The sequence below is a fragment of the Streptomyces winkii genome (assembly GCF_032248595.1).
Taxonomy (GTDB): Bacteria; Actinomycetota; Actinomycetes; order Streptomycetales; family Streptomycetaceae; genus Streptomyces; species Streptomyces winkii.
In genome coordinates, this window is the sequence record NZ_JASTTH010000002.1 from 223,418 (window position 1) to 249,189 (window position 25,772).

The 25,772-nt window shown below is 71.3% G+C and carries 24 protein-coding genes; 6 read left to right on the forward strand and 18 right to left on the reverse strand.

The window, feature by feature from the left end:
- Positions 1–65: 65 nt before the first annotated feature.
- Positions 66–494 (forward strand): organic hydroperoxide resistance protein, encoded by a 429-nt coding sequence (locus QQM67_RS05345; RefSeq protein WP_314172422.1) that lies wholly within the window; start codon positions 66–68, stop codon positions 492–494.
- Positions 495–625: 131 nt separating this feature from the next.
- Here QQM67_RS05345 and mmsB read toward each other — a convergent pair whose 3' ends face one another.
- From mmsB to QQM67_RS05380, 7 genes are all read right to left on the reverse strand, one after another.
- A complete protein-coding gene (gene mmsB, locus QQM67_RS05350) occupies positions 626–1,882 on the reverse strand; it encodes a multiple monosaccharide ABC transporter permease (protein ID WP_314172423.1) in 1,257 nt (418 codons plus the stop codon).
- A 10-nt stretch (positions 1,883–1,892) separates the two neighbouring features.
- Positions 1,893–3,509, reverse strand: coding sequence for a multiple monosaccharide ABC transporter ATP-binding protein (mmsA, locus tag QQM67_RS05355; RefSeq protein WP_314172981.1), 1,617 nt, complete (start codon positions 3,507–3,509; stop codon positions 1,893–1,895).
- Positions 3,510–3,568: 59 nt separating this feature from the next.
- Positions 3,569–4,732: a multiple monosaccharide ABC transporter substrate-binding protein gene (chvE, locus tag QQM67_RS05360; RefSeq protein WP_314172424.1), complete on the reverse strand. Its 1,164-nt coding sequence runs from the start codon at positions 4,730–4,732 to the stop codon at positions 3,569–3,571.
- A gap of 3 nt (positions 4,733–4,735) precedes the next feature.
- Complete coding sequence (locus tag QQM67_RS05365; protein WP_314172982.1) at positions 4,736–5,647, reverse strand: hypothetical protein; 912 nt, start codon at positions 5,645–5,647, stop codon at positions 4,736–4,738.
- Between the two features lie 202 nt (positions 5,648–5,849).
- Positions 5,850–6,929, reverse strand: a complete 1,080-nt coding sequence (locus tag QQM67_RS05370; RefSeq protein ID WP_314172425.1) for a zinc-dependent alcohol dehydrogenase — start codon at positions 6,927–6,929, stop codon at positions 5,850–5,852.
- Complete coding sequence (locus QQM67_RS05375) at positions 6,926–8,095, reverse strand: mandelate racemase/muconate lactonizing enzyme family protein (RefSeq protein ID WP_314172426.1); 1,170 nt, start codon at positions 8,093–8,095, stop codon at positions 6,926–6,928. Before QQM67_RS05375 ends, QQM67_RS05370 begins: the two co-directional genes overlap by 4 nt.
- Before the next feature lie 170 nt (positions 8,096–8,265).
- Positions 8,266–9,210, reverse strand: coding sequence for an SGNH/GDSL hydrolase family protein (locus QQM67_RS05380; protein ID WP_314172427.1), 945 nt, complete (start codon positions 9,208–9,210; stop codon positions 8,266–8,268).
- 323 nt (positions 9,211–9,533) lie between these two features.
- Here QQM67_RS05380 and QQM67_RS05385 point away from each other — a divergent pair, with 323 nt between their 5' ends.
- Positions 9,534–10,028, forward strand: coding sequence for a DUF3145 domain-containing protein (locus QQM67_RS05385; RefSeq protein ID WP_314172428.1), 495 nt, complete (start codon positions 9,534–9,536; stop codon positions 10,026–10,028).
- An 82-nt stretch (positions 10,029–10,110) separates the two neighbouring features.
- Complete coding sequence (locus QQM67_RS05390; protein WP_314172429.1) at positions 10,111–11,001, forward strand: NAD(P)-dependent oxidoreductase; 891 nt, start codon at positions 10,111–10,113, stop codon at positions 10,999–11,001.
- 104 nt (positions 11,002–11,105) lie between these two features.
- Here QQM67_RS05390 and fabF read toward each other — a convergent pair whose 3' ends face one another.
- From fabF to QQM67_RS05415, 5 genes are all read right to left on the reverse strand, one after another.
- A complete protein-coding gene (gene fabF / locus QQM67_RS05395) occupies positions 11,106–12,368 on the reverse strand; it encodes a beta-ketoacyl-ACP synthase II (RefSeq protein WP_314172430.1) in 1,263 nt (420 codons plus the stop codon).
- A gap of 109 nt (positions 12,369–12,477) precedes the next feature.
- The gene (locus QQM67_RS05400; RefSeq protein WP_314172431.1) at positions 12,478–12,726 is read right to left on the reverse strand and encodes an acyl carrier protein; all 249 of its coding nucleotides are present in this window, start codon (positions 12,724–12,726) and stop codon (positions 12,478–12,480) included.
- A 104-nt stretch (positions 12,727–12,830) separates the two neighbouring features.
- Positions 12,831–13,835 (reverse strand): ketoacyl-ACP synthase III, encoded by a 1,005-nt coding sequence (locus QQM67_RS05405; RefSeq protein ID WP_314172432.1) that lies wholly within the window; start codon positions 13,833–13,835, stop codon positions 12,831–12,833.
- Between the two features lie 20 nt (positions 13,836–13,855).
- Positions 13,856–14,788 carry an ACP S-malonyltransferase gene (locus QQM67_RS05410; protein ID WP_314172433.1) on the reverse strand — a complete coding sequence of 311 codons (933 nt, stop codon included), beginning with the start codon at positions 14,786–14,788 and terminating at the stop codon, positions 13,856–13,858.
- 101 nt (positions 14,789–14,889) lie between these two features.
- Positions 14,890–16,110: a helix-turn-helix domain-containing protein gene (locus tag QQM67_RS05415; RefSeq protein ID WP_399065379.1), complete on the reverse strand. Its 1,221-nt coding sequence runs from the start codon at positions 16,108–16,110 to the stop codon at positions 14,890–14,892.
- An 81-nt stretch (positions 16,111–16,191) separates the two neighbouring features.
- On the opposite strand from QQM67_RS05415, the gene QQM67_RS05420 reads away from it, so the two are divergent.
- Positions 16,192–16,890, forward strand: a complete 699-nt coding sequence (locus QQM67_RS05420) for a pirin family protein (protein ID WP_314172434.1) — start codon at positions 16,192–16,194, stop codon at positions 16,888–16,890.
- Positions 16,891–17,073: 183 nt separating this feature from the next.
- Here QQM67_RS05420 and QQM67_RS05425 read toward each other — a convergent pair whose 3' ends face one another.
- Entirely contained in the window at positions 17,074–17,925 is an 852-nt protein-coding gene (locus QQM67_RS05425; protein WP_314172435.1) for a serine hydrolase domain-containing protein, read from the reverse strand.
- 80 nt (positions 17,926–18,005) lie between these two features.
- On the opposite strand from QQM67_RS05425, the gene QQM67_RS05430 reads away from it, so the two are divergent.
- Complete coding sequence (locus QQM67_RS05430) at positions 18,006–18,476, forward strand: MerR family transcriptional regulator (protein ID WP_314172436.1); 471 nt, start codon at positions 18,006–18,008, stop codon at positions 18,474–18,476.
- A 70-nt stretch (positions 18,477–18,546) separates the two neighbouring features.
- Positions 18,547–19,581, forward strand: a complete 1,035-nt coding sequence (locus QQM67_RS05435) for an aldo/keto reductase (protein WP_314172437.1) — start codon at positions 18,547–18,549, stop codon at positions 19,579–19,581.
- Positions 19,582–19,650: 69 nt separating this feature from the next.
- On the opposite strand, the gene QQM67_RS05440 is transcribed toward QQM67_RS05435, so the two are convergent.
- The 5 genes from QQM67_RS05440 to QQM67_RS05460 form a co-directional block, all read right to left on the reverse strand.
- Complete coding sequence (locus QQM67_RS05440; RefSeq protein WP_314172984.1) at positions 19,651–20,844, reverse strand: alpha/beta hydrolase; 1,194 nt, start codon at positions 20,842–20,844, stop codon at positions 19,651–19,653.
- A gap of 311 nt (positions 20,845–21,155) precedes the next feature.
- Positions 21,156–21,860 (reverse strand): response regulator transcription factor, encoded by a 705-nt coding sequence (locus tag QQM67_RS05445; protein ID WP_314172438.1) that lies wholly within the window; start codon positions 21,858–21,860, stop codon positions 21,156–21,158.
- A complete protein-coding gene (locus QQM67_RS05450; RefSeq protein WP_314172439.1) occupies positions 21,857–23,260 on the reverse strand; it encodes a sensor histidine kinase in 1,404 nt (467 codons plus the stop codon). Before QQM67_RS05450 ends, QQM67_RS05445 begins: the two co-directional genes overlap by 4 nt.
- Positions 23,261–23,390: 130 nt before the next feature.
- A complete protein-coding gene (locus QQM67_RS05455; protein ID WP_314172440.1) occupies positions 23,391–24,293 on the reverse strand; it encodes a DUF4429 domain-containing protein in 903 nt (300 codons plus the stop codon).
- Between the two features lie 112 nt (positions 24,294–24,405).
- Positions 24,406–25,650 carry an alpha/beta hydrolase gene (locus QQM67_RS05460; protein WP_314172441.1) on the reverse strand — a complete coding sequence of 415 codons (1,245 nt, stop codon included), beginning with the start codon at positions 25,648–25,650 and terminating at the stop codon, positions 24,406–24,408.
- Between the last annotated feature and the right edge of the window lie 122 nt (positions 25,651–25,772).

Sequence of the window (25,772 nt, forward strand, 5' to 3'; positions counted from 1 at the left end):
ACTGAGAGAACTTCAGCCACCTCCGGGCCGCCTCCGGGCGCCCGGCGACAACCTACGGAGAGTCCATGTCCATCCAGCCCATCGACGTCAAGTACACCGCTGTCGCCACCGCCGAGGGCGGCCGTGACGGTCGCGTCGCCAGCGACGACGGCAAGCTCGACATCGTGGTCAACGCCCCCAAGGAGCTGGGGGGCAGCGGTCAGGGCAGCAACCCGGAGCAGCTGTTCGCCGCCGGCTACAGCGCGTGCTTCCAGAGCGCCCTGGGCGTCGTGGCCCGCAAGGAGAAGGCCGACATATCCGGGTCGACGGTGACGGCCCGCGTCGGCATCGGCAGCACACCCGAGGGCGGCTTCGGCCTCACGGTCGCGCTGGAGGCGCACATTCCGAACGTCGACGAGGCCACCGCCAAGGACCTGCTGGAGAAGGCGCACCAGGTCTGCCCGTACTCCAACGCCACCCGCGGCAACATCGAGGTCAGCCTCGGCGTCGCCTGACGTAGGCAACTCGCCTGTCGCACAGGGCCGTTCGCGGCGGCAGCGGGTGCGGGCGCCACGCACGAGGGCCGCACGGTGGTGCCGTGCGGCCCTCGCGGTCGCCCTACGGAGGCGGGACTCCGCGGGGGGTCCTAGGAACCGACCCGACGCTTGTTCCACACGTCGAAGCCGACGGCCGCCAGCAACACCAGGCCCTTGATGACCTGTTGGTAGTCGGTGCCGATGCCGACCAGCGACATGCCGTTGTTCAGGACGCCGAGTACGAGACCGCCGATGACCGCACCGAGCACGGTGCCGACACCGCCGCTCATCGACGCGCCGCCGATGAACGCCGCGGCGATGGCCTCCAGTTCGAAGTTGATGCCCGCCTGCGGCGTGCCCGCGTTGAGCCGCGCCGCGTACACGCATCCCGCGAGCGCCGCCAGCACGCCCATGTTCACAAAGACGAGGAAGGTGACCCGCTTGTCGCGCACGCCGGAGAGCTTGGCCGCCGCCTTGTTGCCGCCCAGCGCGTACACATGACGGCCCACGACGGCGTTGCGCATCACGAAGCCCAGCCCGATGAGCAGCACGCACATGATGAGCAGCACCACCGGCACACCGTGGTAGCTGGCCAGGGTCAGCGTGAAGGCCACCACGGCCGCCACGATCGCCGTGCACTTGAGCACCCACAGATTGAACGGCAGCACCTCCAGCTCGTACGCCAACTGCCGCCGCCTGTCCCGCCATTCCTGTACGAGCACGAAGGCGATCACGACGAGGCCGATGACCAGCGTGGGGTTGTGGTACTGGATGTAGGGGCCCATCTCCGGGATGAACCCCTGGGCGATCTCCTGGAACCCCTTCGGGAACGGGGCGATCGACTGGCCCTCCAGCAGGATCTGCGTGCCGCCGCGGAAGAGCAGCATCCCGGCCAGCGTCACGATGAAGGACGGAATGCCGACGTAGGCGATCCAGAACCCCTGCCAGGCGCCTGCGGCGGCGCCGATCAGCAGCGAGAGCACCAGCGCCAGCACCCACGGCATGTCGTGTTTGACCATCATCACCGCCGCGGCGGCGCCGACGAACGCGGCGAGCGAGCCGACGGACAGATCGATGTGGCCGGCGATGATGACGATCATCATGCCCATGGCCAGGATCAGGATGTAGCTGTTCTGCTGGACGATGTTGGAGACGTTGTTCGGCAGCAGCAGAGAGCCGTCGGTCCATATCTGGAACAGCACGACGATGAGCGCGAGCGCGAAGAGCATGCCGTACTGGCGCATGTTGTTGCGGACGGCGTCCATCAGGAGCGTCCCGGCTCCGGAGGAGGCCCCGCCGGAGCCCGGACCGGAGCCGGGCCCGGGACCGGAACCTGTGTGGGCGGGCGTGTCTGTCGGTGTCGTCATGGGTCGGCCCTCAGCTCTTGTCACTCGTGCCGTCGGCGGGGGTGGTTGTGCTTGTCGTCGTCGTGCCGGTGCTCGCCCGGGTGGTCGCGCCGGTCTCCAGGGACTCGGTCATGTGCCGCATCAGGAGTTCCTGCGTCGCCTCCTCGCGCGTGACCTCGCCGGTCAGCCGTCCCGCCGACATCGTGTAGATCCGGTCGCACATGCCCAGGAGTTCGGGCAGTTCGGAGGAGATGAAGACCACCGCCTTGCCGTCGGCGGCGAGCTTGTCGATGACCGTGTAGATCTCGTACTTCGCGCCGACGTCGATGCCGCGCGTCGGCTCGTCGAGGATGAGCACCTCGGGTTCGGCGTGGATCCACTTGCTCAGCACGACCTTCTGCTGGTTGCCGCCGCTGAGGCGCTGCACCTGCTCGTGGACCGTCGGCGCCTTGATGTTCATCGAGCGCCGGTAGCGCTCGGCGACCCGCCGCTCCTCATGCTCGTCGACGACGCCGCGCCGGGTCAGCCCGCTCAGCGAGGCGAGCGAGATGTTCCGGTTGATGTCGTCGATGAGGTTGAGCCCGTAGGTCTTGCGGTCCTCCGTCACATACGCGATGCCGTGCGATATCGCCTCCGGCACGGTACGGGTGAGGACTTCGCGGCCCCCCACGGAGACGGTGCCCTGCTCGTACACGCCGTACGAGCGCCCGAAGACGTTCATCGCCAGCTCGGTGCGCCCCGCGCCCATCAGCCCGGCGATGCCGAGGATCTCCCCGCGCCGCACCTCCAGCGATACGTCGTCGACGACCTTGCGCTGGTGGTCGATGGGATGGCGCACCGTCCAGCCGGAGACCGCCATGGCGACCCGGCCCGCGTCCTTCCCTTCGTACGGTGTGCGCGGCGGGAAACGCTGGTCGAGGTCGCGGCCCACCATGCCGCGGATGATGCGGTCCTCGGAGATCTCCGGCTCGGCGCCGCGGTGTTCACGCACCGTGAGCGTCTCGATCGTGCGGCCGTCGCGCAGGATCGTGACGGAGTCGGCGATCTGGCGTATCTCGTTCAGCTTGTGCGAGATGACGATGCAGGCGATGCCCTGCTCGCGCAGCTCCTGGATCAGCTCCAGCAGCTTGCGGCTGTCCTCGTCGTTGAGCGCGGCGGTCGGCTCGTCGAGGATGAGCAGCTTCACCTCCTTGGACAGCGCCTTCGCGATCTCCACGAGCTGCTGCTTGCCGACGCCGACGTCGGCGATGCGCGTCTGCGGCTTGTCCGGCAGGCCGACCCGCTTGAGCAGCGCGTCCGCGCGCCGCAGCGTCTCGCCCCAGCTGATGATGCCGCGGGTCGCGTGCTCGTTGCCGAGGAAGATGTTCTCGGCGAGGGAGAGGTAGGGCACCAGGGCGAGTTCCTGGTGGATGATGACGATGCCTCGCTGCTCGCTCGCGCGGATGTCCCTGAACGCGCAGGGCTCGCCGCCGAAGAGGATCTCGCCCTCGTAACTCCCGTGCGGATGCACGCCGCTGAGCACCTTCACCAGCGTCGACTTGCCCGCGCCGTTCTCGCCGCACACGGCGTGGATCTCACCGGCCCGCACGGTCAGATTGACCTCCGAGAGCGCCGTGACGCCGGGGAAGGTCTTGGTGATCCCGCGCATCTCCAGGACCGTGCCGCCAGCATCCGCCGGCGCGCTGCCCGACTGCTCTGCCGGGGCGGTCACTTGAGCTGTCCAGCCGTGTAGTAGCCGTCGTCGACGAGCCGCTGGGTGTTGGACTTGTCGATGCTCACCGGCTTCAGCAGGTACGACGGCACGATCTTCTTGCCGTTGTCGTACGTCTTGGTGTCGTTGACCTCGGGCTTCTTGCCGGTCAGCACCGCGTCGCCCATCTGCACCGCCTGCTTGGCGAGTTTGCGGGTGTCCTTGTAGACGGTCTGCGTCTGCTGGCCGCGGATGATCGACTTCACGGAGGCCAGCTCGGCGTCCTGCCCGGTCACCACGGGGAGGGGCTTGTCGCCGCTGCCGTAACCGGCGCTCTTGAGCGCGGAGATGATGCCGATCGAGATGCCGTCGTACGGGGAGAGGACCGCGTCGACGTCCTCGGAGCCGTAGTTCTTCGAGAGCAGGTCGTCCATCCGCTTCTGCGCCGTGCCGCCGTCCCAGCGCAGCGTGGTGGCCTGGTTCATCTTCGTCTGCTTGCTGCGGACGTTCAGCTGGCCCTTCTTGATGTACGGGCGCAGCACCTTCATCGCCCCGTCCCAGAAGAACTTGGTGTTGTTGTCGTCCGGAGAGCCCGCGAAGAGCTCGATGTTGAACTCCTCGTCCTTCTTCTCGTCCAGCTTCAGCTTGTCGGCGATGTAGCCGCCCTGGAGCTCGCCGACGCGCTCGTTGTCGAAGGAGGCGTAGTAGTCGACGTTCGGAGTCCCCAGGATGAGCCGGTCGTAGGAGATCACGGGGACGCCTGCGTCCTTCGCCCGCTGCAGCACGTCCGTCAGCGCCGAACCGTCGATGGCGGCGACGACGAGCAGCCGGTGCCCCTTGGCGATCATGTTCTCGATCTGGGCGACCTGGTTCTCGACCTTGTCGTCGCCGAACTGGAGGTCCGCCTTGTAGCCCGCGGCCCTGAACTGCTTCGCCATGTTCTTGCCGTCGGCTATCCACCGCTCCGAGGACTTGGTCGGCATGGCCAGTCCGACCGTGCCTCCCTTGCCCTTCTCGGCCTTGTAGCGGCTGCCGCCCTTCGCCTCCTGGCCGCAGGCCGCGAGTGACGCCGTCAGCAGCGCGGCTGCGGCGAGCGCGGCGACGGGCGCGCTTCGGCGGCGCCGTGACGGAGCGGGTATCCGGAAACGGATCCGGCTTCGGTGAGGGATGCGGGTACCCATGTGTCAGTTCCTCTCGGGGAGGGGGAAACGCTGGAGCGTGCCGGGCAGTCGTGAACCCGGCGGTGACATTCCGCCGTCGGCGCCGAGCCGGGCGAGCAGATCGAGGGCGAGCCTGCCCCGCCGTACCCGCTCGCGCGCGGTGTCGAGCGTCAGATCGCGCAGATGCGCGCCGTACGGATAGATGCCGGGGGCCTTGCTGAGCCCGAACTTGAGGTAGATCGGGGCGCCCCGCCGGATCAGTTCGGCCGCGTCGTACATCCGCACATAGCCCCCGAGGTCGTCGGGGGCCTCCAGATAGAAGTCCATCGGGGCCGCGCTGACGCGGCGTATCTCGGTGATCTGCGCGAGCGTCAGATCGGACGGGATGTTGAGCGAGTCGGCGCCGAGACGCTCGTGCACGCTGTACGAGGCCGGATTCACCGGGCCCACGAGCGCGGACACCTTGAGCGTGGTGTCGGCGGGCAAGTCGCCGCGGGCGCGCAGCCGGTGGAGAGTCCACAGGACGCCCTCGTCCGCCACCAGCAGGCAGCGCACGCCCAGTTCGGCCGCTCGCAGCGCGTCCTCGACGCACCCCGCCACCGCGTCGTGGCCGCGGGCGCGCAGTCCGCCGCCGCCGGAGTCCGTACGCGTCGAGGCGCCGATGTCCCAGGTGCCGCGCGGGCCGGTGAACAGGCACAGCTCGACGTCCTGCCGGGCGCACGCGCCGACCATCTCCGTGATCTCCGCGTCGGTCAGCATCCACACGCCGCTGCCCTGGCTGATGCGGTGCACGGGCACGTCGAGGGCCGCCGCCTCCTTCAGCACGGTCGCCAGCGCCTCCGGCCCCTCGCAGGAGGGGACTTCGGTGCGCCAGGTGCCGCCGTCGGGGAAGGCGTGCGGTGAGGCGTCGGCCGGATCGGGGGCGGGGGCGCCCATGCCCAGGGCGTCCAGGGCGTCGGCGGCGGGACGGCGGGGTCCCGGGGAACCGGAGGATTCAGAAGTACGGGTGGCCACGGTGCTCCTGACGTTCGGGGCGGGGAAGATCGGTGCTCGGCGGTCGGCACTTTCTGGTTGCCGACGGGTGCTCGGTGCCGGTGTGCGGTCGTGTGCGGGGCCGGGCCCCGCGGGATTCAGCAACTCATGGCCTCAACAGCACCTTCCCGACGGCCGGATCGCCGCTGCCGACGAGCGCGACGGCTTCGCCGAACGCGGTCAGCGGCAGTTCGTGCGTGATGAGCGGTGCCGGATCGAGCAGCCCGTTGCCGAAGGCCCGTACGGCGTACGACCACGCGGCGGGCGACGCCCCGAAGACCGACCGGATCGTGAGCTGGCTGACGGACAGATGGACGGGGTCGATGCCCTGCGCGCCCGGCTCGAACATGCCGGTGAGCACGACCCGTCCGCCGCGCCGCGCGAGCATGCAGGCGTCGTGCGCGGTGCCGCGGGCGCCCGCGGTCTCCACGACGAGGTCGTAGCCGCCGTCGCCGTTCTCGCCGTCCGCGTCGTCCGCGGTGTTCGCGCCGTTCGCCGCTCCCGGCGTACGGGCATGCGTCGCGCCCATCGTCAGGGCCTGCTCCGCACGCGGCTCCCGCGGATCGACGGCCAGCAGCTCGGCCGGTGAGTGCGCCGCGAGCAGCTGGACCGCGAGCATCCCCAGCGTCCCCGCTCCCAGGACGGCGATCCGCTCGCCCGCCCGCGGCTCCGCCGCCAGCACCGCCGCCGCGACGACCGCCGCGGGCTCCAGCAGCGCGGCGGCCCGCAAGTCGGCGTCGTCCGGAAGGAGATGCAGCAGCCGAGCCGGCAGTACGAGCGCATCGGCGAAGGCGCCGGGCTGCGTGAAGCCCGTCTCGTCGTAGCCGCTCGTGCAGAGACTGGTCGCGCCCTCGCGGCAGCGGTCGCAGCGCAGACAGGCACGGAAGCCCTCGGCCACGACCCTGCGCCCGAGCAGCTCCGCCGGAACGCCCTCGCCGATCGCGTCGACGGTGCCCGCCCACTCGTGGCCGGGCGTCACGGGGTAGCGGACGTAGCCCGCGGCCCGCGTGCCGTCGTAGACCTCCCGGTCGCTGGCGCAGATCCCCGCCGCATGGACGGCGACCCGCACCTCACCGGGGCCCGGCTGCGGCTGCGCCGCGGTGACCAGCCGGTGCTCGCCGGGCTTGTCGACGACGACGGACCGCATCGAGGGCACGCCGGCGGTGTCCCGGGACCGGCCGCTCATGCGCGCTCACCCTTCCCGGCCGCCGGATCGCGTTTCTCCCAGCCCTCGGCCCACAGGTCGAACCGGGCCTGCTGCTGCGGGAATTCGGCCGCCGCGTCGGTGTCCAGCTCGACGCCCAGGCCGGGCGCGGAGGGCAGCTCGAAGTAGCCGTCGACGACCTGCGGGGCGCCCCTGACGACCCGCTTGATCTTGGCGTCCGCGAAGTCGTTGAAGTGCTCCAGGATCTTGAAGTTGGGTGTGCAGCCCGCGAGTTGGAGAGACGCCGAGGTGAGCACCGGGCCGCCCACGTTGTGCGGCGCGACGAGCGTGTAGTGCGTCTCGGCGGTGGCGGCGAGCTTCCGCGCCTCCAGGATTCCGCCGATGTGACCGACGTCGGGCTGGATGACGTCGGCGGCCTGCGACTCGAAGAGCTCCCTGAACTCGATGCGGTCGTGGATGCGTTCACCCGTCGCGATCGGCAGCTCCACCTTCTGCGCGACCTTGGCGAGCGCCTTGAGGTTCTCCGGCGGCACCGGCTCCTCCAGCCACGCCGGACGGAACGGCGCCATCTCACGCGCCAGCCGTACGGCGGTCGCCGGGCTGAACCGGCCGTGCATCTCCAGCATCAGCTCGGTCTCCGGCCCGATCGCGTCCCGTACGGCCTCGATCAGCGAGACCGCGTACCGGGTGGCATCGTTGTCAAGCTCGAGATGACCGGTCCCGAACGGGTCTATCTTCAGGGCCCGGTAGCCCCGATCGACGACCGCGCGTGCCGCCTTGTGGTAGGCGTCCGGCGTGCGCTCGGTGGTGTACCAGCCGTTCGCGTACGCCTTGACCCGGTCCGTGACCCTGCCGCCCAGCAGCTGCCACACCGGTACGCCGAGCGCCTTCCCCTTGATGTCCCAGCACGCCGTCTCGACGCAGGCGATGCCGGACATCACGATCTCGCCGGCCCGCCCGAAGTCGCCGTACTTCATCCGCCGCACCAGGTCCTCAACCGCGAACGGATCGGATCCGGCGATGTGGTTGGCCTCCGCCTCGCGCAGGTAGCCGAGGAGCGCGTCGGTGTGGCCGAGCATCCGCGTCTCGCCGACGCCCGTGAGGCCTTCGTCGGTGTGCACCAGAACGTAGGTGAGGTTGCGCCAGGGTGTGCCGACGACGTGGGTAGTGATTCCGGTGATGCGCACGGCGATCGGCCCTTCATGCTGCTCGTAGCCACTTGCTGTTCGAGATTTCGACGTACGTTCGAAATGCTGACGCGAATGTATTGATGCTCCGTGAACGGCGTCAATGGGTGGTACGGCGCTTCTTGCGCGGAGTGCCGGGCCGTACGGCACAGCACCCGTCAGGCGCGCGCTCAGCGCCGCGCGGTGATGCCGCGGTACGCGAGTTCGGCGAGCTTGCGCTGCCCGGCCCTGCTGGGGTGGAACCAGTCCCAGCGGCTCAGTTCGGTCTTCGTGAAGCGGTAGCGGAAGACGGCCCCGCCGTCGTAGCGGCAGCGCAGAAACCTCCCGCACTCGTCCTTCAGCACGGAGTTGTACGCCATCACGCGCTCGTGGACCTGCTGCCGCCGCTCCTGGGCGGCAGGCTTCATCGACCGCGCATCGCGCAGCATCGACTGGCAGATCCCCAGGTCCCAGATCCGCTCGCCCCACGCGTCGTCACGGCCCTGCGACCACAGCCGCTTGAGATCGGGCAGGCTCGACACGTACATCTGCGCCTTCGGACGCGACTCGTGCAGCGTGCGCAGCGCCGCACGGAAGTCCGAGCGGAACTCCCCGACGGGCGTCATCTGCTCGACGGTGGGCCGGCACGCGTCGTTCGCGCCCGCCAGTACGGTCACCAGCTCGGGCCGCTTCCGGGCGGCGCGCTCCATCTGTGCCGGCAGATCGGCCATCACGGAGCCGCTGACCGCGAAGTTCCAGCTGTGCCGCGCCGGGGACTTGTCGATGAGCCGTGCGGCGAGGCTCCGCACCGAAGGGTCCGTGCCGGTGACCCAGGAGACGCGGTCGCAGTCCGCCAGCAGTGAACAGGCGTCGAAACCCCGGGAGATGGAGTCGCCGACCGCCGCCACGGACTCCGGATGCCGGTCCCAGGGACGAGTGGGAGAGGGAGAGGGGCGCGCGCTGTCCTGAGGGCGCTCCCCAGTGGTGCCCCCGCTTCCGATGCCGCACGCTGCGGCGAGAGCGAGACCTCCGGCGAGCAGGAGAGCCGCCGAGGTGACCGCGACCGCCCGTCCACGACGTGTTCTACGGCCCCCGGTGCTCGGGCCGCCGCCCGCGGCCGCGCGTCTCTCCGGCATCTGCCCCTCGTTCTCCGCTGTCCGTACGACGGTACGTCACCGGGCGTCCCGTGCCGCGCGATAGCTTTGCCCTGTGCTCTCCTGCGAGTTTCGCACCGTGCCGGCCCGGCAGGGGAGCGCGTTCGGTGACAGCAAAATATTACGCCGCGTCACCTCATGTCCCTTTCGGGGAGAATTGGTGCCAATGGTGTTTACTATTCGTAACCTCGGCGCTCATGACGAAGTGACCGGTGGTGCAGGATGTCAGGCGCTGACCCGGCGCGTGACCGGCAGGTAGTCGAGGCAGTCGGCGAAGACGCCCTCGAACCGCACTGGAGGTCCCGGTGACGACACGTGGAGTTCTGTACGTGCACTCCGCGCCCCGCGCGCTGTGCCCGCACGTCGAGTGGGCCGTGGCAGGTGTCCTGGGCGCCCGCGTCAATCTCGACTGGATCAGACAGCCCGCCTCACCGGGCACCTGGCGCGCGGAGTTCTCCTGGCAGGGCGATCCCGGCACCGCCTCCAAGCTCGCCTCCGCGCTGCGCGGCTGGCATCTGCTTCGCTTCGAGGTCACCGCCGAGCCCTGCTCCGCAGCCGAGGGCGAGCGCTACAGCTCGACGCCCGAGCTCGGCATCTTCCACGCCGTCACCGGCATGCACGGAGACATCCTCATCCCGGAGGACCGGCTGCGCGCCGCGGTGGGCCGCGCCTCCCGCGGCGAGAGCGAACTCGAGGCGGAGATCTCGAAGTTGCTCGGCAAGCCCTGGGACGACGAGCTGGAACCTTTCCGCTACGCGGGCGAGGGAGCCCCCGTGCGCTGGCTCCATCAGGTCGTCTGACACACGTTTCCCCAGGCGTACTGCCCGGTGCCGCGTAGCGCCGGCGTTCGCGCACCGTACGGACAGCGCCTAATCTGCCCCCATGTCAGAACCGCTCTCCGTGGCTGTCCTCGGCACCGGGATCATGGGTGCCCCGATGGCTCGCAACCTGTGCAAGTCCGGACTCGACGTGCGCGTGTGGAACCGCACCAGAGCCAAGGCGGAGCCGCTGGCCGAGGCCGGGGCCCGGGTGGCGGACAGCCCCCGCGAGGCGGTCGAGGGCGCCGATGTGGTGCTGACGATGCTGCACGACGGGCCCGCGACCGCCGAGACCGTATGTGCCGCGGCCCCGGGCCTGCGCTCCGGCACGGTGTGGCTCCAGTGCACGACGGCCGGCGTCGACGGGCTGCCGCCCCTTGCCGAACTCGCCCGCGAGTACGGGCTCACCTTCGTCGACGCCCCCGTCCTCGGCACCCGCCAGCCGGCGGAGGCCGGCAAGCTGCTCGTGCTGGCCGCCGGGCCCGAGCGGGCGCGGCCGGGGATCGAGCCGGTGCTGGACGCGATCGGCTCCCGTACGGTCTGGGTCGGCGAGGAAGCCGGCGCGGCGACCCGCCTCAAGCTCGTCTGCAACTCCTGGGTCCTCGCCGTCACTCACGGCACCGCCGAGACGCTGGCCCTCGCCGAGGGGCTGGGCGTCGACCCGCAGGGCTTCCTCGACGCCGTCGAGGGCGGCACCCTCGACATGGGCTATCTGCGGATCAAGGCGGACGCGATCCGCTCCGGGGAGTTCGCGCCGAGCTTCGCCGTCGCCACCGCGGAGAAGGACGCACGGCTCATCGTCTCCGCGGGCGAGCAGGCGGGTGTGCGGCTGGACGTGGCCGCCGCGGGCGCGGAGCGCTTCCGGCGCGCGGCCGAACTGGGCCACGGCGGCGAGGACATGGCGGCCTCGTACTTCGCCAGCTTCCCCGAGGGCAAGGCGCCGGCGGGCGGCTGAGGCTCCACGGCAGACGAAGAGGGGCGGCCCCGTCGGGAGCCGCCCCTCATTCCGTGCGCGTGCTGCGACCTTGTGTCGCCGCGTGTGTGTCGCCGCGTGCCGGATCAGACCGTACGGAAGGCCAGCACGACGTTGTGCCCGCCGAAGCCGAACGAGTTGTTCAGCGCGGCGATCGTGCCCCCGGGCAGGGGGCGGGCCTCGCCGCCGACGATGTCGGCGTCCGCCTCCGGGTCGAGGTTGTTGAGGTTGATCGTCGGCGGCGCCGTGCGGTGGTGCAGGGCGAGGATCGAGGCGACGGTCTCGATGCCGCCCGCGCCGCCCAGCAGATGCCCCGTCATCGACTTCGTCGCGGAGATCGCCATGTGGTCGGTGTCGTCGCCGAAGACCTTGCGCAGCGCCTTGAGTTCCGCGATGTCGCCGAGAGGCGTCGACGTCGCGTGCGCGTTGATGTGCATGACCTCGGCAGGCTTGAGATCCGTCTGCTCGATGAGGTTCTGGAGCGCCAGCGCGATGCCGTTGCCGCTCGGCTCGGGCTGGGTGATGTGGTGGCTGTCGGCCGAGATGCCCTGGCCGATGGCCTCCGCGTAGATCCGCGCACCGCGCTTCCTGGCGTGCTCGGCCGACTCCAGGACGATGACGCCGGCGCCCTCGCCCATCACGAAGCCGTTGCGGCCGGCGTCGTACGGACGTGACGCGCCCTCGGGGTCGTCGTTGTCCTTCGACATCGCCATCATGTTGCCGAACGCGGCGATGGGCAGGGGGTGTATGGCGGCTTCCGTGCCTCCGGCGACGACGACGTCCGCACGGCCCGTACGGATCATCTCCACCGCGTAGCCGATCGCCTCCGAACCGGAGGCGCAGGCGCTGACCGGGGTGTGCACACCGGCGCGCGCGTTGACCTCCAGGCCGACGTTCGCGCTCGGGCTGTTCGGCATCAGCATCGGCACCGTGTGCGGCGAGACGCGGCGTGCGCCCTTCTCCCGCAGGATGTCGTACTGCCCGAGCAGCGTCGTGACACCGCCGATGCCGGAGGCGACGACCGCGCCCAGCCGGTCCGGCGAGACGCTCGCGTCCTCACCGGCCTTGGAGGTGAAGCCCGCGTCCGCCCACGCCTCGCGGGTCGCGATCAGCGCGAACTGCGCGGAGCGGTCCAGCTTGCGTGCCTGAGGACGCGGAATGATCTCGGTGGGCTCCACCGCGATCTCGGCGGCGATGCGGACGGGCAGATCGGCCGCCCAGTCCTGGGTGAGAAGGGCCACGCCGGAACGTCCGGCGACCAGACCCTCCCAGAACGATGCGCTGTCGCCGCCCAGCGGTGTGGTTGCGCCGATACCGGTGACGACCACGGAGTGTTGGGTCGTACTCACTGGATTCATGTCTCCACTGGTAGGGGGTGAGCCTGCGAACCACCTCTACCGCGGCCCCGGTACGGGTCCCGGGGACGCGGCGGATGGCGACGAACGCGCGGGCGCCGTCTCAGCTCTGGTGCTTGAGGATGTACTCGGTCGCGTCGCCCACGGTCTTGAGGTTCTTCACGTCGTCGTCCGGGATCTTGACGCTGAAGCGCTCCTCGGCGGCGACGACGACCTCGACCATGGACAGCGAGTCGACGTCCAGGTCGTCCGTGAACGACTTGTCGGACTGGACGTCCTCGGTGGGAATACCGGCGATCTCGTTCACGATCTCTGCGAGACCGGCGACGATCTCTTCCTGCGTGGCGGCCATCTCGGCGCTCCTTCGGTGTTCTGCGTGATGCGTGACTGGGTGTTGTCTTGTGCGAGGTCGCCACACGCTGCCGCACGGCGCTGTACGGACTGTGTGGATCTTGACTAGGGGAGGGTAACCACCGTTGCGGCGTAGACGAGACCCGCCCCGAAGCCGATGACGAGCGCGGTGTCACCGCTCTTCGCCCGTCCGGTCGCCAGCAGCCGCTCCATCGCGAGCGGGATGGAGGCGGCCGAGGTGTTGCCGGTGGTCTCCACGTCGCGGGCGACCGTGACGTGCTCCGGCAGTTTGAGGGTCTTCACCATCGAGTCGATGATCCGCATGTTGGCCTGGTGCGGAATGAAGACGTCCAGGTCGTCCGGGGTGATCCCGGCGGCGTCGAGGGCCTCCTGGGCCACCTTCGCCATCTCGTATACGGCCCAGCGGAAGACCGCCTGGCCCTCCTGGCGGATGGCGGGGAACTTCTCCACGCCGCCCTCGCGGTAGGCGTCCCACGGGACTGTCTGGCTGATCACGTCCGCCTTGTCGCCCTCCGAGCCCCAGACGCTCGGGCCGATGCCGGGCTCCTCGGAGGGCCCGACGATGACGGCGCCCGCGCCGTCGCCGAAGAGGAACGCGGTGGAACGGTCCGTCAGGTCCGTCAGGTCCGAGAGCCGCTCGGCGCCGACCACGAGCACGTACTCGGCGCTGCCTTCGGCGATCATGCCCTTGGCGAGCGTGAGCCCGTAACCGAAGCCCGCGCAGCCCGCGTTGATGTCGAAGGCGGCGGCCTTGCCGGCGCCCATGCGGTCGGCGATCTCGGTGGCGATCGCCGGGGTCTGCTTGAAGTGGGAGACCGTCGAGATGATCACGGCGCCCACCTGCTGCGGCGTGATGCCCGCGTCGGCGACGGCCTTGCCCGCCGCCTCCAGCGTCATCTCGGCGACGGTCTCGTCGGGGCCGGCCCAGTGGCGGCTGGCGATGCCGGAGCGCGAGCGGATCCACTCGTCGGACGAGTCGATGTGCTTGAGGATCTCGTCGTTCGACACCACGCGGGTCGGACGGTAGCCGCCCACGCCGAGGATGCGCGAGTACGGGGAACCCTTGGCGGGCTTGATCTTCGCGGTCATGCTCTCGAGCTCCTTGAGGCTCAGGCGGTCTGCGTGTGCTCGGCGATCAGCTCGCGCGCCGCGTCGAGATCATCAGGGGATTTCAGTGCCAGGGTGCGAACGCCGGGAAGGCCGCGCTTGGCCAGGCCGGTGAGGGTGCCGCCCGGGCAGACCTCGATGAGCGCCGTGACGCCCATCTTCTGGAATGTCTCGGTGCACAGGTCCCAACGCACCGACGCGGAGATCTGGTTGACCAGGCGCCGCACGATCTGCCGCCCGTCGTCGACGACGGCTCCGTCCAGGTTCGACACGTAGGGCAGCACGGGGTCGTGCACCTGTGCTCCCTCGACGGCGGTGGCCAGGACGTCGACGGCCGGTGCCATGTGGTGGGTGTGGAACGCGCCCGCGACCTTCAGCGGGATCACGCGGGCCTTCTCAGGCTTGTCCTCGGCGAGCGCGGCGAGCTGCTCGGTGGTGCCCGCCGCGACGATCTGGCCGCCGCCGTTGATGTTGGCCGCGGTCAGCCCGAGCTTCTCCAAGTGCGCGACGACCGCCTCGGGTTCGCCGCCGACCACCGCGGACATCCCGGTGCCGGTGACGGCCGCGGCCTCGGCCATGGCCCGGCCGCGGGCCTGTACGAGCGTCATGGTGTCGGCCGGGGAGAGCACGCCGGCCGTGGCCGCCGCGGCCAGTTCGCCCACGCTGTGCCCGGCCACCGCACCCGCCACCTCGGCCACCGGCCTGCCGTCCAGCAGGGCGTCGGCCGAGACGAGGCTCGCGGCGACCAGGAGCGGCTGGGCCACGGCGGTGTCGCGGATCTCCTCGGCGCCGGCCTCCGTGCCGTAGCGGACGAGGTCCATGCCGATGGCGGCCGACCACTCCGCGAGCCTGTCGGCGACGCCGGGGAGTTCGAGCCAGGGAGTCAAGAGGCCGGGCTGCTGCGCGCCTTGGCCGGGAGCTACGAGTACGAGCACTCTTTCACTCTCTCTTGTCGGATGCCTTCCGCGCCGGTACGGAGCGGTACGAAGAACCGGAGGGCAAATTGTCGAGGTCCGACAAAGGGGCCCGAATCTGTCTAGGCCTGGTTCCCGAAGTCGCTGAGACGCCCCAGAATCAGGGCGATACGCAGTGTGAAGGCCGAGCGGACGTCGGAGGGCGACCATCCGGTGACGTCTGTCACACGTCGCAGCCGGTAGCGCACGGTGTTGGGGTGTACGAACAACATCCGCGCCGCGCCCTCGAGACTGCTCGCCTGTTCCAGATAGACGCTCAGCGTCTCCAGGAGCGCGGAGCCCGCTTCTTCGAGCGGTCTGTAGATCTCCTCCACCAACAGCTCCCGCGCGGTGGGGTCGCCGGCCATCGCGCGCTCCGGCAGCAGATCGTCCGCGAGCACCGGACGGGGCGCGTCCTGCCAGGCCGCGCACGCCCGCAGCCCGGCCGCGGCTGCCTGCGCCGAGCGGGTCGCGGAGAGCAGGTCGCCGACGATCGGGCCTGCCACGACGGGACCCGGCGCGAACGGTCCGATCAGCGACTTCGCCGCGCGCAGCGGGTCGTCGCTGCCGCCCGCCACGACGACGAGGCGGCTGCCGAGCACGCCCGTGAGCACCTGGAGCTTCGCGTGGCGGGCGGCCCGCCGTATGGCCTCGACGGTGAGTTCGCTGTCGCCGTCCGGCGCCGTACCGAGGACGACGGCGACGTGCTCCGGCGAGTTCCAGCCGAGCGCGGCGGCCCGGGAGACGGCGCCCTCGTCCGCCTCGCCCGAGAGCACGGCGTTGACCACCAGCGACTCAAGCCGCGCGTCCCACGCGCCTCGCGCCTCGGCGGCCTGCGCGTAGACCTGGGCGGTGGCGAAGGCGATCTCGCGGGCGTAGACGAGCAGCGCCTCGCGCAGCGCCGACTCGTCGCCCGGTGCGGCGACTTCCTCGATCGCCGCCTCGACGACCTCGATCGTCGTACGCACCAGCTCCACGGTCTGGCGCAGCGTGATGGCCCGGGTCAGCTCGCGGGGGGCCGTGCCGAAGACGTCCGTGCTGATGGCCTGCGGCGTCTCGGGGTGCCGGAACCACTCGGTGAAGGCCGCGATGCCCGCCTGGGCGACGAGCCCGATCCAGGACCGGTTCTCCGGCGGCATCGCCCGATACCACGGCAGTTGCTCGTCCATGCGCGTAATGGCCGCGGCGGCGAGCTTGCCGGAGGACTGCTCCAGGCGCCGCAGCGTCGCGCCGTGCGGGTGCTCGGCGTGCTCCGGGCGCTCGTCGGGGGGCGGGTTCGCGGGAGGATCTGAGGATTCGGGCACGTGCCAAGCCTGCCTCATCGGACCGCACGTGCGGGCCGGGGGGCACTGCTGTGCGGCAGCGGAGCGGATTACCGTGGCCTCATGCTTCAGGTGTGGCGGGGGTCCGACCGGTACAGGGGCGGTGACGAGGCGGCGGGGATCGACACCCGGCACGCCTTCTCCTTCTCGGGCTTCTACGACCCGGACAACGTCGGCTTCGGGCAGCTGGTGGCGTGCAACGAGGAGCGGCTCGCACCGGGTGCGGGCTTTCCCGAACACCCGCACAGGGATGTCGAGATCGTGACATGGGTGGTCGAGGGAGAGCTCGAGCACGTCGACTCGACGGGACGTACGTCGCGAGTCCGCGCGGGCGACGTGCAGCGGATGGGCGCGGGGCGGGGCGTGCGGCACATCGAACGCAACGCGGGGTCCGGGCCGCTGTGCTTCGTGCAGATGTGGCTGGTTCCGGGGTCGCGCGGCTCCGAGCAGGGATACGAGCCCGAGTACGAGGTCGTGCACGGCATCGCGGACGGCACGCCCTTCGCCGTACCGCGCACGGAGGCCGTGATGCATGTGCGGCGGCTCGCGGAGGGCGAGCGTACGGCCGTGCCGGACGCGGCGTGGGTGTACGTGCATGTGGTGCGCGGGGAGGCGGAGATCGGCGCGGGGCCGGTCCGCGAGCGGCTGACCGCGGGCGACGCGGCACGCGTCACCGACGCCCGTGACCTGGAGGCACGCGGGGCCGGGGGCCCGGTGGAGCTGCTGATGTGGGAGATGCACGCGGAGCCGGGGTACGGCTGAGGGGCGGTGGTCGGCGATCGTCAGGGCGTCAGCCGACGTTCGCCGGATAGCAGCTGACGTTGGCCGGATGCCGGCGAACGATCGTCGGGTATCAGCGAACGATCGGCAGGTGTCGGCGAACAATGTCGCGCTGACAGATTCTGATATCTGTCAGCCCTTCATCGTCCGCCCCAGCCCCACCACTCACCCCTCGCTCAGCTCGGCGAGCACCGCGTCCGTGAACGGCGGCCACGCGTCGACCGCCCACTGCCCGAAGTCGCGGTCCGTGAGGGCGACGCAGGCCGCGCCCGCGTCCGGGTCGACCCACAGGAAGGTGCCCGACTGCCCGAAGTGGCCGTACGTGCGCGGCGAGGACGAACTGCCCGTCCAGTGCGGGGACTTGCCGTCCCGGATCTCGAATCCGAGGCCCCAGTCGTTGGGCGACTGGCTGCCGTAGCCCGGCAGTACGCCCCTGAGCCCGGGGAAGGCCACCGAGGTCGCCTCGTCGAGCGTGGCCCTGCTCAGCAGGCGCGGCGCGAGAAGCTCGGCCGCGAAGCGGGCGAGGTCGTCCGCGGTGGAGACGCCGTCCTTGGCCGGCGAGCCGGGAAGGTCCGTCGACGCCATGGCGAGCGGCTGGAGGACCGCCTCGTACAGGTACTGCGGGAACGGGATCTCGGTGACCTTCGCGATGTGGTCGCCGAGCGCCTCGAACCCGGCGTTGGAGTAGAGGCGGCGCGTGCCCGGCTCCGCCACCGGGCGGTCCTCGTCGAACGCGAGCCCCGAAGTGTGCGCGAGGAGGTGGCGGACCGTCGAACCCTCGGGGCCGGCGGGTTCGTCGAGCTCGACGGCTCCCTCCTCGACGGCGATGAGCACGGCGTACGCGGTGAGGGGCTTGGTGACGGACGCGAGTGCGAAACGGTGGCCGGTGCTGCCGTGCGCGGCGGTGACGGCGGCGGTCTCTGCGCCGTCCGCGCCGTCCGCGCCGCCCGAGTGCGCCACGACGGCGGCGGCAGCGGTCGGCACGGGCCAATTGTCGATCGTCCGCAGGCTGTTCATGGGCCCGAGCGTAACGCGGCGCGAATTGGCCCTGATTTTGCGCTTGCTTGGAGTGCGCTCCAAGTCCGTAGCGTTCACTTATGACCGTGACGGAGACAGATACGGAGACAGCGGTCGAAGCAGTCGAACCGGATGTGTGCGCGACCCAAGGGCTGCCCCATCCCAGGCCCGACGGCCAGGACCGGTACACGATCAGCGAGGTCGCCGCGATCTGCGGGCTGAGCGCACACACGCTGCGCTGGTACGAGCGGATCGGGCTGATGCCGCACGTGGACAGGTCGCACACGGGGCAGCGGCGCTTCACCAACAAGGATCTGGACTGGCTGGATCTGGTGGCCAAGCTGCGGCTGACCGGCATGCCGGTGGCGGACATGGTGCGCTACGCCGAACTCGTACGGGCCGGGGAGCACACCTGCCCCGAGCGGCACGAACTGCTCGTGGCGACCCGGGAGGACGTGCTGCGCCGTGTCGCCGAGCTGCAAGAGACCCTCGCGGTGCTGAATTACAAGATCGACATCTATGCGGCGTACAGGGTGCCGGAGAGCGCCTGAGACGCCCGAGGCCTGGCGCCTTACATCTGAGGCCCGAGGCCTGAGCAATCAGAGAGCCCGAGAGGACAGCATGACTTCCCACACGGACGACGGAGCGAAGATCACGACGGCCAGGCTCGGCGCGGACGGCCCGGAGGTGGGCGTCCAGGGCCTGGGCTGCATGGGCATGAGCTTCGCCTACGGACCGACCGACACCGACGAGGCACGGGCGACCCTGGAGCGGGCCCTGGAGCTGGGTGTCACGCTCTACGACACCGCGGACATGTACGGGGCGGGGGAGAACGAGAAGTTCATCTCGCCGTTCGTGGCGGCCCACCGCGACGAGATCACCCTGGCCACGAAGTTCGCCATCAGCGTGGACCCGTCCGCCCCCGGCGGGCGCGCCATCCGCAACGACCGCCCGTACATCCGGCAGTGCATCGAGGGCAGCCTGCGCAGGCTGGGCGTCGACGCGGTAGATCTCTACTACATGCACCGGCGCGACGTGAACGTCCCCATCGAGGAGACCGTCGGCGCCATGGCCGAGCTGGTGCAGGAAGGCAAGGTCAAGCATCTGGGGCTCAGCGAGGTGACGGCCGGAGAGCTGCGCGCGGCGCAGGCCGTGCATCCCATCGCGGCGCTTCAGTCGGAGTGGTCGCTCTTCAGCCGCGACATCGAGACGAACGTCGTGGGTGCGGCGGCCGACCTGGGCGTCACCGTCGTCCCGTACTCGCCGCTCGGACGGGGGTTCCTCACCGGCGCCATCGGCGACGCCGAGAAGGACCTGACCAGCGACGACTTCCGGCGTACGCTGCCCCGGTTCACCGGGGACAACGCGGCGGCCAACGCCGCGCTGCTGGAACCCGTGAAGCAGGTCGCGGAGGCGCACGGCGCGACGCCCGGACAGATCGCGCTGGCGTGGGTGCAGCAGCAGTCGCGGCTGTGGGAGGGGCTGACCGTCGTGCCCATTCCCGGCACCCGCAAGCGCTCCAGGGTGGAGGAGAACACCGCGGCGACCCGCATCGAACTGTCCGACAGCGAGCTGGCGTTGCTGGAGCCGATCGCGGGACAGGTGGCGGGGAACCGGTACGCGGACATGTCGTTCAGCTCGGCCGGACGGGAATGACGCCGCGCACACCGCCCGGGTCGCCGAGGCGGCTCAGGTCGCTCACGCCGCTCAAGCCGCCCGCTGGGCTCACGCCGCCGTGCCCTCGGCGCACGCGCCCGCCGGAGACGCGCACGTCACCGACTCGTACGAACCGAGCGTGACGGCGGCGAAGTTGGCGAGCGAGTCGGTGCCCGGCGCGAGGTAGCCGGTGTGGCCGTCCGCGCGCTCCGAGGAGACCACGCGGGCGCCGAACTCCGCCGAGGCCGGGTCGGTTCCGTGACCAAGGCCGAGGAACTCCACGTTCGGCACCCTGCCGATCCAGTCCCCGGCGTCGCGGGCGGCCCAGACCCGCACGCGCGTGCCGAGTCCGCGCACCGAGTCCGCGTGCATGCCGGGCGAGCCGAAGACGATCAGGTCGGAGGCGTCCCGCCGCGTCAGCCCGGCGGCGGCTCTGCCGCAGACGACGGAGCCGTAGCTGTGGCAGAGCACCGCGGGCGCGGGTGCGCCGGTGCGGGCGAGGCCCCGCAGGAAGCGCTCCAGACGGGGCGCGCCCGCGGCGGCGAGGCGCGCGGTCGCGGCGTCGGGGCCGAGCCCGACCGGCGTCGTGTAGCCGGACCAGGCGATCACCGCCGTACGCGTGCCGGGTGCCGCGTCCCCCATGCGGGACCGCAGGGAGGCGGCCATCCCGGCGGGCGTCCCGTACCGGCCGGGCCCCTTGCGGTCGAAGGTCGCCAGATCGATGTCGGAGCCCGGAACGATCACGGCCGTACGTTCGGCGGTGGCCAGGTCGCCGTAGACCTCGGCGATCTGGCCGCGGCCGCGCGGGTCGAAGGCGAGGATGTGCCGTCCGGGCGCGAGCAGTTGGGCGTAGCGGTCCGCCTTCGCCCGCGCCCGGCGGCGGTCCTGCGGTGTACGGGAGGCGTCGGCCGCGCGGGTCCGTTCGCGCGTGGCCTCGCTGCGCAGGGCCCGGCGGTTGGCCGCGTAGCGCAGTGCCGTCGGCGCGCCGTCGAGGTTGCCCACCACCAGGGGATGCCGGTGCAGCAGCGCGTCGCGCTGCCTGCCGGTGAGGGCGTCGAAGAAGGAGCCGATCCGCTCGGGCGGTGCCGTGGCCGGGTCGGGGAGGGCGCGGCCGAGGGTGTCGCCGTCGGCACGCCAGGAGGCCGTGCCGGGCGGCGGTCCGGTCACGGCGTGCTGCGCCGACCCCGTGGCCCAGCCTGCGGTGGCCGCGACGACGGTTCCCGCGAGCGCCGCCGCGGTCATCGTGCGCTTCAGCCGGCTCATCCGGCGGCCCTTCGCAGGGCCGGTCGGGCGGCTGGTCCTGCGGCTGGTCGGCTGGCGGTCCAGGCGGCGCTTCATCCCCGTGCTCCCTCCGGCGGCTGCCGGAGGGACCGGCGGCCTGCGGGGAGCAGAGTCGGACGGCGGCCGTCGTCCTCACGTCACACCGGGGAGCCAACTCCCGGGTGATACCGGGGTATCGGGATGCCGTCCGCGAGGAGGAGAGCGGAGAGAAGGGCAGGACGAGAGGAGGAGAGGGGAGGTGGGAGAGGTAAGACGACAGGAGAGAGAGGGAACGGGCGCGGCCCGGCGGTTCGTCAGCCTTCGCCGGGGGAGATCAGCCCCGACTCGTACGCGAAGATCACGGCCTGCGCGCGGTCGCGCAGCCGCAGCTTGGTGAAGATGCGGCTCACGTGCGTCTTGACGGTCTGCTCGGCGAGGACGAGGGCCTCCGCGATCTCGGTGTTGGACCGGCCGCGTGCGAGCAGTTCCAGGACCTCGGTCTCCCGGTCCGTCAGGCCGTTGAGCCGCAGCCCGCGCGACGCGGACGGCATCGGGCGCTGTCGGGCGAAGTCCGCGATGAGGCGCCGGGTGACGGAGGGCGCGAGCAGCGCTTCGCCCTCCGCCACGATCCGTACGGCCGCGATCAGGTCGTCGGGGGGCGCGTCCTTGAGCAGGAAGCCGCTGGCTCCGGCGCGCAGCGCCTCGTACACGTAGTCGTCGACGTCGAAGGTGGTCAGCATCAGCACCTTGGGCTGGTGGGTGCCGCCGCCCTCGGAGCCCGCGCTGCCCGCGCCCGCGCCGGGCCGCAGAATCCTCCTGGCCGCCTCCAGCCCGTCCATCTCCGGCATGCGGACGTCCATGAGCACGACGTCGGGGTGCGTGCGTCCGCAGAGTCCGACGCCTTCCGCTCCGTCGGCGGCCTCGCCCACCACGTCGATGTCGGACTGAGCGGAGAGCAGCGCGGCGAAGCCCGCCCGCACCATGGCCTGGTCGTCGACGATGATCACGCGGGTCGTCATGAGGGGGCGGGGTCCTTCCCGGTCGGCGGTGCGGGCGGCAGCGGTATGCGGGCGGCGACGCGGAATCCGCCGTCGGGCAGGTGGCCGGTGTCGAGGGTGCCGCCGATGAGGCGTACGCGCTCGCGCATGCCGACCAGTCCGTGCCCGGTGCCGGTGGTCTCCAGGGGCGGTCCCGAGGGGCCGGACGCGCGGCCGTTGACAACCAGGACGGTGAGCCCGGCGGGAGAGGCAGTCGCGGAGCCGTCAGCGTCACCGTCACCGCCGCCGTCCCCCGGGTCCCCGCCGCCCGTCACCGAGACCCGCGCGGTGGCCCCGGGAGCATGGCGTACGACGTTGGCGAGCGCCTCCTGCACGATCCGGTAGACCGACAGCTGCACTGCCTGCGGCAGCCCCGACAGGCCGTCCGCCACGGAGAGTTCGGTGGGGACGCCGGCCCGTACGGTCGCCTCCGCCAGCTGACCGAGACGCTCCAGCCCGGGCTGCGGCGCCCGTTCGCCGTGGGCCTCCTCGCTGCGCAGCACGCCGAGCAGCCGCCGCATCTCCGACAGCGACTCGCGCGCGGTCTCCGCTATGGAGCCGAACTCCTCGCGCGCCTGCGGCGGGAGCCCGCTCAGCCGGTAGGGCGCGCTGTCGGCCTGGACGGTGATCACCGACATGTGGTGCGCGACGACGTCGTGCAACTCGCGTGCGATACGGGCCCGCTCCTCCAGCAGCGTGCGCCGTGCGCGCTCGGCCTCGCTGATCGTCTCCTGCTCGGCCAGCCTCCGCTGCGCGTCGCCCCGCTCGCGCACCGCCCCGAAGAGCAGCAGCACGACCCCGCTGAGGACGGTCAGCAGCACGTTCGTGCCGTCGCTGCGGTCCTGGGCGACGAAGCCGAGCACGAGCGAGAGCACGAGCGTGACCGTCCACACCGCGATGAGCGTGCTGCGCCGCTCCCGCAGCGCCAGCATCAGGCACAGCGCGAGATAGCCGACGATCACGGTGGCCGGCCACGGCCACGGCTCCTCCCCGGGCGGCGGGAACAGCGCCAGCAGAGCGCCGACTGTGTCCGCGATGATCACGATCCACCAGGCCTGGAGCGGGCGCGTCACGGCCAGGAGCAGCGGCCCGGCCTGCGCGAAGCCCAGCGAGACCGCGATCGGGCCGGGCAGTCCGTACCCCTCCGTGAGGACAGTGCCGGTGACCGGGATCAGCACGGCGACGACCCCGAGGACGAGCAGGTGAGCCCAGCGCCGTCCGCGCCCCGTCGAACCGGGTGCGGTGGGACGCGCCTCCGTGCTCGCGGGCGTGGTCAGAGCAGCCCAGAAGACGCGCAGCCCGTGCCGCGCCGCCCGCGCGGGTCCGTGCGACGGCCCGGCGGGCGGGGGTGCCGGCGGTCCCGTAGGGGTGGAGGCGTTCATCGCGGGTTCAGGCTATGGCGCGGCCGATGACCGCACGTCATACGTGGGTACCGGTGCACCCCTACGCCGGTAGGGCATGGGGGCAACGGCGCGGCGGCCGGACCCGGTCCGCTCGGGGGCCTCGCCGCGCTCAGAGCTCGGACAGCAGGTCGGCCTTCTTCTTGTCGAACTCGTCGTCCGTGACGAGACCGGCCTCGTGCAGCTCCTTGAGGTGCCGTATGCGCTCGGCGATGTCCGCGGGGTCGGCGCGGGTGCCCGAGTGCCCGTGCCGGGACGAGCCGGACGGATTCGACGCACCGGCCACGGTCGCCGGCTCCGCGGCGCGCACGGCCTCCAGCACCGAGGCGGCGAACGGCAGCGACTCGTGCACCAGCCCGTAGCCGATGCCGAAGACGACCGACGCCGGGTCCTTGTCCGGCTCCCCGTTCTCCGGGGGCCTGCCGCGGCGCGGCAGCACGCGCAGGTGGCCGCTCGCGATCTCCGGGGAACGCCATTCGACGCCCTCCAGCTCGCTCACCGGGAAGCTCTGGTCCCCGGCCTTCCACTTGCTCGACGAGGCCCCTGTCCAGAACCAGCGGAAGGAGACCGTACTGCCGTCGAAGGACGCCTTGCCGTCGTACGCCTTGAAGCTGTGCGGAGGCTTGGGGGCGGCGACGAGATGGTGCTCGGCGGGCTTGTCGGCGTCCGCGCCCAGGACCGCGCGCAGTTCCGTGGCGTAGTAGTCGGCGAGCGTCTCGCGCTCTGCGGGAAGCACCAGGCGGTAGGGATCGCTGCCGTGCTTCAGCTGGCCGGCCGCGGCCTCGACCAGCGGGTCGGCACCTGTGCGGGGCTCGGCTCGCAGCACCACGGTGCCGCGCTTGCCACCGGGTGCGAGTTCGACGCTGCTCAGCGCCTCGTACGGAACGCGCCGCTCCCCGAGCACATGGAAGAGCTTCGGCGTGCGGATCCCCCGTTCGAAGCGGATGAGCACGGAGTCGGCTTCGAACTCCCAGGTGGAGTGAATTCCAGCCAGTACGTCACCCATGCGGCCCATCGTATGCGCGAGGCGCCCGCTCGTCCCCCTCCTCGACGCTACGCGCGTAATTGCCTGTCTATGCCGGGCATATGCCCTGTTGCGCATGGCCGCTCACGGCCCGCACCGGGAGCTACAGCGTCCTGGTGGGAGTGCCGACGCAGCCCGGGTCGCTGGACGCGCAGTCGACGGTGTTGTACGAACCGGTCGCGATCCCGGCGAAGTTGTCCAGGCTGCCGGTGCCGGGCACGTAGTAGCCGGTGTGCCCGAGCGCGCCGTGCGCGGAGAGCCGGCGCGCGCCGAAGCCGGGGGAGACGGGGTCGGCTCCGTGGCCGAGTCCGCCGACCTCCATGTGCGGCACGTCCGCGATCCAGTCGTCCTTGTCGCGCACCGCCCAGATGTTGGCTCCGGTGCCCAGGTCGTCGGCGTGGTCCACGCGCATCCCGGGACTGCCGGAGACGGCGATGTCGGTGACGCGGTCCGGCAGTTCGTCCGCCGCGTCGCCGCAGACGACGGAGCCGTAGCTGTGGCAGAACAGCGCGATGTGCGGGCTGTGCAGTCCGCGGACGAAGTCCTTGAGCCGCTTCGCGCCGTCCGCGGCGAGGTTGCCGGAGGCGGCGTCGACGCCCAGGCCCGTCGGGGCGGTGTAGTCCGCCCACGCGATGGTCGCGGTGGAGGTGCGCGGTGCCGCGGTGCGCTGCCGCTCCTCCAAGGCGCGGGCCATGCCGGCGGGCGCGGAGTAAGGCCGGTCGGTCTTCTCGAAGGTCAGCAGGTTGGTGTCCACGCCCGGGACGACGACCGACACCCGCTGCGCCCGGTCCAGATCGCCGAAGACCTCGGCGACGCGGCCGCGCCCCGTGGGGTCGAAGGCCAGGATCTGGCGGTGCGGTCGGAGCATGGCGTCGAGGCGTTCCATGCGGCTGGCCGCGGTCTGGCGTCCGTCGTCGGTCAGCCGCTGGTCGTGCATCCGTTCCCGCTCCACGTTCCGCGCCTCGGCGATCGCTGTGCGGTTGGCGCGGTAGCGCAGCTGTACGGGGGCTCCGCCCATGTTGCCCACCACGAGCGGGTAGCGGTCGGCCAGCCGCTGCTGCTGGCCGGTGCCGAGCGAGCGGAAGAACCGGGCGACGGCGCCGGGCTTCGCGTCCGGGGCGGGCAGCCGCCGTCCCGCGATGGAGCCCTTCTCCCAGGCGATCAGCCCCGCCGCGTACGGACCGGGGGTGCCCTGGTGTTCGCGGATCGCCGTCCAGCCCGTCGTCGCCAGCAGGACCAGTACCACCGCGAGCGCGAGCATCGTGCGCCAGAAGGCCGTGCCCGGGGCTCCAGCGGACGGGAGGCCCGAGCCGGACAGGGGGTTGCTGAGGGCCGGGAAGGAAGTCACTGGGCAGCAACCCTAGGAGACCGGGCGGAGGGCTCGTGTGCGCCGTGACCCATCTCACGTTTCACCATGCCTGATTGGGTCAGTTCGCGCGGGGGTGGGGCGGTCGTGGTGGTGCGGGGGCG

Bases quoted from the DNA above. Each gene is read 5' to 3' on its own strand.
- mmsA (WP_314172981.1), bottom strand. From the start codon at position 3,509: ATGCGCGGGATCACCAAGACCTTCCCCGGCGTCACGGCGCTCTCGGAG.
- QQM67_RS05455 (WP_314172440.1), bottom strand. From the start codon at position 24,293: ATGGGCCGCATGGGTGACGTACTGGCTGGAATTCACTCCACCTGGGAG.
- chvE (WP_314172424.1), bottom strand. From the start codon at position 4,732: ATGGGTACCCGCATCCCTCACCGAAGCCGGATCCGTTTCCGGATACCC.
- QQM67_RS05345 (WP_314172422.1), top strand. From the start codon at position 66: ATGTCCATCCAGCCCATCGACGTCAAGTACACCGCTGTCGCCACCGCC.
- QQM67_RS05365 (WP_314172982.1), bottom strand. From the start codon at position 5,647: ATGGGCGCCCCCGCCCCCGATCCGGCCGACGCCTCACCGCACGCCTTC.
- QQM67_RS05420 (WP_314172434.1), top strand. From the start codon at position 16,192: ATGCTTCAGGTGTGGCGGGGGTCCGACCGGTACAGGGGCGGTGACGAG.
- QQM67_RS05370 (WP_314172425.1), bottom strand. From the start codon at position 6,929: ATGAGCGGCCGGTCCCGGGACACCGCCGGCGTGCCCTCGATGCGGTCC.
- QQM67_RS05390 (WP_314172429.1), top strand. From the start codon at position 10,111: ATGTCAGAACCGCTCTCCGTGGCTGTCCTCGGCACCGGGATCATGGGT.
- QQM67_RS05400 (WP_314172431.1), bottom strand. From the start codon at position 12,726: ATGGCCGCCACGCAGGAAGAGATCGTCGCCGGTCTCGCAGAGATCGTG.
- QQM67_RS05440 (WP_314172984.1), bottom strand. From the start codon at position 20,844: ATGAGCCGGCTGAAGCGCACGATGACCGCGGCGGCGCTCGCGGGAACC.
- QQM67_RS05445 (WP_314172438.1), bottom strand. From the start codon at position 21,860: ATGACGACCCGCGTGATCATCGTCGACGACCAGGCCATGGTGCGGGCG.
- QQM67_RS05435 (WP_314172437.1), top strand. From the start codon at position 18,547: ATGACTTCCCACACGGACGACGGAGCGAAGATCACGACGGCCAGGCTC.
- QQM67_RS05430 (WP_314172436.1), top strand. From the start codon at position 18,006: ATGACCGTGACGGAGACAGATACGGAGACAGCGGTCGAAGCAGTCGAA.
- QQM67_RS05425 (WP_314172435.1), bottom strand. From the start codon at position 17,925: ATGAACAGCCTGCGGACGATCGACAATTGGCCCGTGCCGACCGCTGCC.
- mmsB (WP_314172423.1), bottom strand. From the start codon at position 1,882: ATGACGACACCGACAGACACGCCCGCCCACACAGGTTCCGGTCCCGGG.
- QQM67_RS05405 (WP_314172432.1), bottom strand. From the start codon at position 13,835: ATGACCGCGAAGATCAAGCCCGCCAAGGGTTCCCCGTACTCGCGCATC.
- QQM67_RS05380 (WP_314172427.1), bottom strand. From the start codon at position 9,210: ATGCCGGAGAGACGCGCGGCCGCGGGCGGCGGCCCGAGCACCGGGGGC.
- QQM67_RS05450 (WP_314172439.1), bottom strand. From the start codon at position 23,260: ATGAACGCCTCCACCCCTACGGGACCGCCGGCACCCCCGCCCGCCGGG.